The sequence below is a fragment of the Aquimarina sp. I32.4 genome (assembly GCF_002924285.1).
In the GTDB taxonomy this organism is placed as follows: Bacteria; Bacteroidota; Bacteroidia; order Flavobacteriales; family Flavobacteriaceae; genus Aquimarina.
Genome location: NZ_PGUB01000144.1, coordinates 1 through 8,400, shown reverse-complemented (window position 1 = coordinate 8,400; position 8,400 = coordinate 1). Strand labels below are relative to the sequence as shown.

Genomic DNA, 8,400 nt, shown 5'->3' with positions numbered 1-8,400 from the left:
CTGACGTAATTCCCTGTTTCCTTTGCCAGATTCAAGAAAGAAAATATCATCACTCTCTACAATACCTTCAAAACCATCTGGAACAGCCCCTTCAAAGGCACTTAATATCTTATGACGCCAGTTAAATGAAGTTTGAATACAGATACCTGTCTGTTCAGCACATTTCTTTATCGAATTGCCTGATAGCATATGGTACAAATAAACGCTAAGCAAGTTCCTCTTTTTTAAACCAAAAGTAACTTTACCTGTAGTTTCCCTAAAATACTTCTTGCACGATTTACAAAAGTAGCGTTGTACACCATTAGCCTTGCCATTTGCACGGATATCGATGCCTTGACAATTAGGGCAATGTAGTGACTGGCTTTGTTGTACCTCGGAATGAACAGTATACAAGTCAGGCTCTGAAGGATCGACCATAGACAATAGCTCCTTAATTACGGTCTCACGACCCGATTCATCTAGGCTTTTGAAAAATTGTGTGAAAGATTCTGGCACCATTTGTATTTGTTTTTAAACAAAGATAACTAATTAAGTCGTATTATAGAATATAGCCTAAAAAATCAGCAACAGCTTCTTTTGATTTCTTTATATGAGATTTTCTGGGGCGTTTTATTTTAGAACCAAAAAAAGCAATCATATACTCTCGTAATGTGTTGTATTTATAGTCAATTCCATAATTTTCTTTTACCCATTCTACCGCTTGTACGTAACTATGGAAACCTTGCTCTGGATTATTAAGTCGTTTTGATAATCCATCGTGTACAGCTGGAGTAATGATTCGCTTGCGCTGCTGTTTTTCTTTTGAATTCAAAAGCATGGCGAATAAACCTCCTTCTTTATATAACTTGAGCCAAAGTTCCATACTACGAACGTGATATCCTAAATGTTCTGCCAAGGCTGATTGTGTAGAAAAGCTTGATTCTCTAATATGTAACAAAGATTGTAGTCGTAATACATTTTTAGGATTAGTCTCTTTTCTGATTAAATTCCGTAAATGACTTGAGGATTCTTTTACTTCTAATAATATATGCTTACCCATTCTTTAAATATACGAAAAATTTATCCGTAAATTGTATTATTGTAGGTGGTAGCAAGAGAAATCTAAGAAATGAAGATGATACAAGGTTTGGTGTAAAATAAAATATGGCTAAAGAATATACATTCTTTAGCCATATTTTATTAGATAATCTATTAATTAAGCCGTTTCAGTAGCTTTTGAAAATATATCGATGTCTACTTGATTTTTGGTAAGATCTTCAAATGTTTCTCTCTTACGAATCAAATGAGCCTCTCCTTTATGCCATAGAACTTCTGCTGGGCGGTACCTAGAGTTATAGTTGCTAGCCATAGAGAAGCAGTATGCTCCTGCATTTTTAAAAGCAACAATGTCTCCTTCTTTGATTTCAGAAATTCTTCTGTTTGTAGCAAAAGTATCAGTCTCACAGATATACCCTACCACAGAATAAAAGCGTTCTTTTCCTTTAGGATTTGATATATTGATGATCTCATGATGAGAGTTGTAAAACATTGGTCTTACTAAATGGTTAAAACCACTATCAACGCCTGCAAATACAGTAGAGGTTGTTTGTTTTATAACATTTACATTTGCTAAGAAATACCCAGATTCACTCACAAGAAATTTACCAGGTTCAAAACCTAATGCGAGTTCTTTTCCGTACTCCTTACAAAAAGCATTAAACCGCTTTGTCATTTTTTGACCAAACTCTTCAATATTAGTTTCAATATCACCAAGTTTGTAAGGGACTTTAAAACCACTTCCAAAATCTATGAAATCTAGGTTTTTGAAATGCATTGCAGTTTCAAAAAGTATTTCACAGGCACGTAAAAATACTTCGATGTCAAGAATATCACTACCAGTGTGCATGTGTATTCCATTGATACGCATCCCCGTATTTTCTACAATTCTTAGAATATGAGGTATTTGGTGGATAGATATACCAAATTTGCTATCAATATGCCCTACAGATATATTGCTGTTTCCTCCCGCCATTACATGAGGGTTCATACGAATACAGACAGGTACATTAGGGTGTTTTGTGCCAAATTGTTCAAGAATAGACAGGTTGTCTATATTTATCGGTACACCAAGAGCAGAAACTTGCTCTATCTCTTCTAGAGATACACCATTAGGTGTAAAAATTATATTTTCTGGTTTTACTCCAGATCTCAATCCTAATTTTACCTCCTGTATAGATACAGTATCTAGTCCTACTCCTAATGAATTCATTAGCTTTAGGATCGCAATATTAGAAAGTGCCTTGACTGCATAATTAAGTTTCAGGTGTTTCACTTTCTTAAACGCACCAGAAAGGCGTTCGTGTTGTGAGATAATCTTTGAAGAGTCATATACATAAATAGGACTCCCGTACTCTTTTGCAATAGCTAATAAGTTTTTATTTTCCATCGGGTCACAAATTTAAGGGTACGAAATTATCAATAAAATTATAGATAATAGTGTCTTGTGTAAAAAAAATAAGATATCAAGAGTGATTTCGGTACTTTTAACTTGGGTTTAAGTAACATAGCTATGGGAATTAGTATTTTTAAATAAAAAAACATGTTAGCTCTTTTTCCTTTACCTACCGTTGTTTATCCAGGAGAACGTTTGCCGTTACATATTTTTGAAAAAAGATATAGTCAATTGATTGATGATTGCGAGAGAGAAGGGATATCGTTTGGTATCCCTACTTATATTAATAAGAAGCTGGAGTATGGAACAGAGGTGAAGCTACAAAAAATAAATAGAAAATATCCTGATGGAAAAAGTGATGTATTGTGTGTTGGGGTAAGAATTTTTAAAATAAAAAATTTTCATCTTAAATTTTCTGGCAAGCTCTACTCAGGAGGAGAAGTTGAGTTTTTTGATGATGAAGTAAGTGTAGCAGAAGATTTGCAAAAAGAATTGCTCAAGAGTATAACAATTCTTTATGTCGAACTAACTATAGAGGATCCTCCTGTTTTTGGGATTCCTTTTGTAAGTTATCAAGTAGCTCATAAAATAGGATTAGCGCTAGATCAGGAATATCATTTATTAAAACTTCGCACAGAAAAAGAAAGATTGAGATATTTGATCACTCATTTAGAAGTGACTATTCCAATAGTTAGGGAGATGAACAGAGCAAAGAGTGTTATTAAAATGAATGGTCATTTTAAAAATTTTGACCCTTTAGATTTTGAGGATTTTAAGCTGTAAATAAGTGTTCTTGATTTTGATTCAATTTTTAATGTTTATTATATTGTTATACAAAATCATAAAAGCTTATTTTTTTACTGTAAAAGATTGGGACAGTAATTTCACTTTTGCTATTTTTGGAATTCCTAAAAAAAAGGTAAAAAAATAATAATATGAACTTACACGAGTATCAGGGTAAAGAGATATTGAATAGCTTTGGCGTGCGTATTCAGCGTGGTATTGTAGCGCAAAACGCAAATGAGGCCGTAGCAGCAGCAAAACAACTTACTGCCGAAACAGGAACAGGGTGGCATGTGATAAAAGCACAAGTTCACGCTGGTGGACGAGGAAAAGGTGGCGGAGTTAAGCTAGCCAAAAACCTTAAAGAAGTAGAAGAAATTGCAGGAGAAATTATTGGAATGAATCTGATTACTCCGCAAACTTCTGCAGAAGGTAAGAAAGTTCATCAGGTATTGGTAGCAGAAGATGTATATTATCCTGGAGATAATGAGCCAGACGAATTTTACATGTCTGTGTTGTTGAATCGTACTTCTGGACGTAATATGATTATGTATTCTACAGAAGGAGGAATGGATATTGAAACGGTTGCAGAAGAAACTCCGCACTTAATTTTTACAGAAGAAATTGATCCAGCTGTAGGTTTACTTCCTTTTCAGGCAAGACGTGTCGCTTTCAATTTAGGACTTAGCGGAGGCGCTTTTAAAGAAATGACCAAATTTGTAACAGCATTATATACAGCCTATGTAAAATCAGATGCATCATTATTTGAAATCAATCCTGTTCTTAAGACAAGTGATGACAAAATAATGGCAGTAGATGCAAAAGTAACTTTAGATGAAAATGCATTATATAGACATAAGAACTATGTAGATATGCGTGATATCAGAGAGGAAAATCCGATCGAAGTTGAAGCAAAAGAAGTAGGACTTAATTATGTAGATCTTGACGGTAATGTTGGGTGTATGGTAAATGGAGCTGGTCTTGCAATGGCTACAATGGATTTGATTAAGCAAGCTGGTGGAGAGCCTGCAAACTTTCTAGATGTAGGAGGTACAGCAGACGCAAAACGTGTAGAGACTGCTTTTAGAATTATTCTTAAGGATACCAATGTAAAAGCAATATTGATTAATATTTTTGGAGGTATTGTTCGTTGTGATCGTGTAGCGCAAGGTGTAGTAGATGCTTACAAGAATATGGGGGATGCGATTAATGTGCCTATTATTGTTCGTTTACAAGGAACTAATGCAGATATAGCAAAAGAACTTATAGATAGTAGTGGATTGGATGTACAAAGTGCAGTTCAGTTTCAAGAAGCAGCAGATAAAGTGCAAGCTGTGCTAGCATAATAAGATATATTATATTTAATATGTAAGAAGCGATCTGTAATAAGGATCGCTTCTTTTTTTGTGTAAAATTTGAAACGTTATGGATAAGAGAGTAGAAGAACTGGTAGAGAAACTAGGCATGAATCCACATCCAGAAGGAGGTTTTTATAAAGAAACATATAGAAGCACAGGTGTTGTGCCTCAGCAAATTTTAGGAAAAGAGTTTACAGGAGATCGTAATTATTGTACAGCAATTTATTTCCTTCTTACCTCGAGTAATTTTTCTGCATTTCATAAAATTAATCAAGATGAGATTTGGCATTATTATGAAGGAGCTTCCTTATATGTGCATGTAATTGATAAAGAAGGGAAATACAAAAAATATACCTTAGGATTAGATTTGGATAAAGGAGAGTTGCCCCAATTAGTGGTTCCCGCAGGATGTTGGTTTGCATCGGGTGTAAAGAATGAAGAAGGGTATTCATTAGTGGGTTGTACCGTTTCTCCAGGATTTGATTTTAAAGATTTTGAATTAGCAGAAAGAAAAAAAATGATTAATAAATATCCAGAGTGTAAATACTTAATACGTTGCTTTACAAGGGTTTAGTTTGTTTTGTTTGGTGGCTTTTGAGAGTTTTTTTGATTTGTCTATTTGTTAATCTGTGTTAAAAAAAGATTTTGACTGTAACAGATTTGAAGTATAGAGTGTCTTATAAGTATAAATCAAAAAAACGAATAGATTATGAGAAAATTAAGCGTGTTATTTTTGGCAGTAGCTTTTATAGTAAGTAGTGTAGCAAGTGCCAATACAGAACCTTCAAAAAAAGTAGAAGAAAACCTTAACAAGGAAGTTTCAACATTATTAAAAAAGCCTTCTTTTAAAATTAAAAAAGAATTAAAAGCTTATGTAACATTTACAGTAAATGACTTAGGAGAGATTGTAGTGTTGTCTGTAGATTCAAAGAGTATTGTTCTTAAGGATTTTATAAAATATCGCTTAAACTATAGAACAGTAGGAACTCAGTTTAACCTAAAATCCAAAACGTTTAAAATGCCAGTTCGCATTGTAGAGGAGTAAATTGTTGACTAAATGAATACTTATTAAAATCCCGGCGTAATCACCCGGGATTTTTTATTAACTATAGATTTTATGCTAGTTATGTTTTGAGTTTTCTGTAAAAAGAAAATCAGTTATTTTTTCTTCTTTGCATAGGCGAAAAAAAGTATTGTATTGGATAAAGCGAGGTTAAATAATATAGTTGATACTTACTGTTGCTAAATCTGAATCAGGATATTTTGAGAAATACTTTTTATCACTCTGCAGGCCAACTTCATCTAGCACTTTCAAAAAAGCATCTATTTCTAGGATGTATTGGTCAGAAAAACCATGCGTAGCATCATATGCTGTAGCAGCTGTTTTGCCAATATTTTTTGCCGTAAGTGCAGGAGAGATCGTATGCAGTTCTATAATAATTAAACCGTAGCGAGTAATATGCTTTTTCCATTTTGTAAAATGATCCTTTAGATTACGTTCTACATCATCGTTATTTAATCGTTTTCCGCGGTATGCAAATGCACCAGTAGATACACTAGGGGCATCTATAGAAGAAGAAGGAGTGCTCCATATCCTGTTATGATCAAGGAAAGTTCTTACAGATAGTAAATCTTTTAATTCAATGGCATAGTCATCTTTTAGGTTTTTTTGAAGCAGGTCTGGGTCGCTAATATCTCCCCAAATCACTTTTGCCCAAATATCTGCCTGAATAAGATTGGCTCTTGTAACTTTTAATGCGGCTTTGTTGTAATCAGCGCCAACCAGAAATAAAGGATAGTCATCTAGATGTTTTCCTCGTAATGTTTTTGAAGCAATAACTTCAAAAAGATGAATTAAAAAAGCACCATTACCACACCCCATATCCAAGATTCCTTTAGGTTGTTGATTCAAAGGTTTATTGAATATACTAATGATGATTTCGTCAATTTTTTTAAAATATGTAGCATGAGCCCCACCGCTGCCCCAAACATTCATCTCTCTGTCTACATGTGTTTCTATACTAGATTTGGATTCCCATAGTATATTGGGGTTTCCAAATAATAAAGAATCCATTTGCCTAAACATAGGAATATAGGAAACAGTAACCCCGTAAGCAGACGCTCTTTTAGCAAAAAACAAACCTTTATCAGTAAATGTGTAATTTCCATTTGATTTACTGAACCACCCTAAGTAACTTAAAAAAGAGAGGATGGTGTCGAAACTTTTAGGGAATTTATGGTATTCTTCGGGGCTAAAAGAAGCTTCCATAAAATATTTATGAAACATACCTCCCATGCCTAAATGTACTATTGTGGGGCCAACTAGGGCTCCTTCAATATGTTTAAGTATTTGGTTTTGTATTAATGTAATAGTGCCGTTTTGTGATATGGGAAGGTCAAAACGATTTTTATGTTTTTTGAATAATTGTTCTAGTTTGTGAAACGGTTCTAATTCGAATTTTCTAGGATGAAATTTACCAGAGTATTCTAATAATTCAACAACATCTTTATATAGATGTATATGGCTAAACGCTATTGTAGATAGCTTGTTGAGTTCTACTAAAACCTCATTATTGTTTATTTTGTAGTCTAGCCAACCCTGAGAGCTTAGTATTCGTAAAGCAACATTTAAATAGCCTTTATTGATGTTGTTTAGACTTGCTATATGAGAAATTGATGATTCTTTGTTTGACAGAAGGAAATCAATAACCTTGTTTTTTAAGAGAGAATAAGCAACGGGTGCCACGGCAATCCCATCCAGATGGCGGAAAAGTTCTTCTCTGAATAATTGTTTTTCGGCAACAGTAAGCATAATAAATACTTGAATTAAGGGGTTAATGAGAAAAAATACTCTCACTAACCAAATTAAGCATTTATTTTGAAGTAAAAAACGTTAGTCTGTCTTCTTATTTTTAGGAATAGGCTTCTCTTTTTTCGGCATTGGCCCTCTTAGGTGGATAACTAATCCATTTAAGAAATTACGCAAAATCTGATCACCACACTCCATGTATTTAGGATGATTCTCATTTCTAAACATAGCTCCTAGTTCGCTTTTGGTAACTTTAAAATCAACTAATGAGCATATCTTTATAATATCATCATCCCTTAATTTATGTGCAACTCTTAGTTTTTTGAAAATGTCATTGTTTGTTAAACCCATAGGGCAAAGGTATATGTTTTAAATGTAAAATAAGATGAAAATATAAGGTAGGATTAGAAGAAAAGTGTTGAATTGTAGGAAATTTTATTATTTTCGAGTAAAAGTAATTGGTTTATGCATAGTAAAGATGAGAAATTAAGCTTGCTTTCTGAGATGATACAGTTTGCAAAAGCGGATAAAAATTTTAAAGAACAAGAGTATAATTTTATTGTAGTAGTAGCATCACAGCTCGGAATAGAAAAAGAAGAAGTAGACTTTTTGATGAAAGGAGAGGTTGAGAAAAAAAGCTTGCAACCAGAATCACAAAGGATTCTTCAGTTTCATAGATTGGTTTTATTGATGAATATAGATCAGGAGGCTTCTCCATTAGAAATTCAAGCAATTAAAGATATGGGGTTAAAAATGGGCTTGCGATTAGAGGCTGTAGATACAGTTCTTGAAAAGATGCATGAATATCCTAATAAAGTAATCCCGCCAAAGGAGTTGATTGCTATTTTTACTACATTTTATAATTAAACAACGCTCTAGTTTATAATTTCTATTATTCGTATCTTTAATTCATGGATTTAGAAAAGATAAAAGTTGAAATAGGTAAGTTATCCATTGAAGATCAGGCTTTATTGGCGGCAGAACTTGAGAAATTGACTTTGAAAGGAAGTCCCGCAGTT

At 33.5% G+C, this 8,400-nt stretch carries 9 protein-coding genes and 1 pseudogene; 5 read left to right on the top strand and 5 right to left on the bottom strand.

All coding sequences use genetic code 11. The features are described from left to right. The 3 genes and pseudogenes from CVD18_RS20285 to lysA form a co-directional block, all read right to left on the bottom strand. Positions 1-498 (bottom strand): annotated as a pseudogene (locus tag CVD18_RS20285) (hypothetical protein); the annotation flags it as partial. Positions 499-538: 40 nt separating this feature from the next. After that, a complete protein-coding gene (locus CVD18_RS20280) occupies positions 539-1,039 on the bottom strand; it encodes a winged helix-turn-helix domain-containing protein (protein WP_103867318.1) in 501 nt (166 codons plus the stop codon). 156 nt (positions 1,040-1,195) lie between these two features. Beyond that, on the bottom strand, positions 1,196-2,425 hold the full coding sequence (gene lysA, locus CVD18_RS20275) for a diaminopimelate decarboxylase (protein ID WP_103867317.1): 1,230 nt from the start codon (positions 2,423-2,425) through the stop codon (positions 1,196-1,198). Between the two features lie 153 nt (positions 2,426-2,578). Between lysA and CVD18_RS20270 the strand changes: the two genes are divergently transcribed. From CVD18_RS20270 to CVD18_RS20255, 4 genes are all read left to right on the top strand, one after another. Beyond that, positions 2,579-3,214, top strand: coding sequence for an LON peptidase substrate-binding domain-containing protein (locus CVD18_RS20270; RefSeq protein ID WP_103867316.1), 636 nt, complete (start codon positions 2,579-2,581; stop codon positions 3,212-3,214). A 152-nt stretch (positions 3,215-3,366) separates the two neighbouring features. Continuing rightward, positions 3,367-4,560 (top strand): ADP-forming succinate--CoA ligase subunit beta, encoded by a 1,194-nt coding sequence (sucC, locus tag CVD18_RS20265; protein ID WP_103867315.1) that lies wholly within the window; start codon positions 3,367-3,369, stop codon positions 4,558-4,560. 79 nt (positions 4,561-4,639) lie between these two features. Next, positions 4,640-5,146: a cupin domain-containing protein gene (locus tag CVD18_RS20260; RefSeq protein ID WP_103867314.1), complete on the top strand. Its 507-nt coding sequence runs from the start codon at positions 4,640-4,642 to the stop codon at positions 5,144-5,146. 135 nt (positions 5,147-5,281) lie between these two features. Further along, entirely contained in the window at positions 5,282-5,617 is a 336-nt protein-coding gene (locus CVD18_RS20255; RefSeq protein ID WP_103867313.1) for a hypothetical protein, read from the top strand. Between the two features lie 168 nt (positions 5,618-5,785). Here CVD18_RS20255 and CVD18_RS20250 read toward each other — a convergent pair whose 3' ends face one another. Further along, entirely contained in the window at positions 5,786-7,384 is a 1,599-nt protein-coding gene (locus CVD18_RS20250) for a class I SAM-dependent methyltransferase (RefSeq protein ID WP_103867312.1), read from the bottom strand. An 81-nt stretch (positions 7,385-7,465) separates the two neighbouring features. Next, positions 7,466-7,732, bottom strand: coding sequence for a DUF1456 family protein (locus tag CVD18_RS20245; protein ID WP_103867311.1), 267 nt, complete (start codon positions 7,730-7,732; stop codon positions 7,466-7,468). 114 nt (positions 7,733-7,846) lie between these two features. On the opposite strand from CVD18_RS20245, the gene CVD18_RS20240 reads away from it, so the two are divergent. After that, positions 7,847-8,248, top strand: a complete 402-nt coding sequence (locus CVD18_RS20240) for a hypothetical protein (RefSeq protein WP_103867310.1) — start codon at positions 7,847-7,849, stop codon at positions 8,246-8,248. The last annotated feature ends 152 nt before the right edge of the window (positions 8,249-8,400 follow it).

Bases quoted from the DNA above. Each gene is read 5' to 3' on its own strand.
- CVD18_RS20280 (WP_103867318.1), bottom strand. From the start codon at position 1,039: ATGGGTAAGCATATATTATTAGAAGTAAAAGAATCCTCAAGTCATTTA.
- lysA (WP_103867317.1), bottom strand. From the start codon at position 2,425: ATGGAAAATAAAAACTTATTAGCTATTGCAAAAGAGTACGGGAGTCCT.
- CVD18_RS20270 (WP_103867316.1), top strand. From the start codon at position 2,579: ATGTTAGCTCTTTTTCCTTTACCTACCGTTGTTTATCCAGGAGAACGT.
- sucC (WP_103867315.1), top strand. From the start codon at position 3,367: ATGAACTTACACGAGTATCAGGGTAAAGAGATATTGAATAGCTTTGGC.
- CVD18_RS20260 (WP_103867314.1), top strand. From the start codon at position 4,640: ATGGATAAGAGAGTAGAAGAACTGGTAGAGAAACTAGGCATGAATCCA.
- CVD18_RS20255 (WP_103867313.1), top strand. From the start codon at position 5,282: ATGAGAAAATTAAGCGTGTTATTTTTGGCAGTAGCTTTTATAGTAAGT.
- CVD18_RS20250 (WP_103867312.1), bottom strand. From the start codon at position 7,384: ATGCTTACTGTTGCCGAAAAACAATTATTCAGAGAAGAACTTTTCCGC.
- CVD18_RS20245 (WP_103867311.1), bottom strand. From the start codon at position 7,732: ATGGGTTTAACAAACAATGACATTTTCAAAAAACTAAGAGTTGCACAT.
- CVD18_RS20240 (WP_103867310.1), top strand. From the start codon at position 7,847: ATGCATAGTAAAGATGAGAAATTAAGCTTGCTTTCTGAGATGATACAG.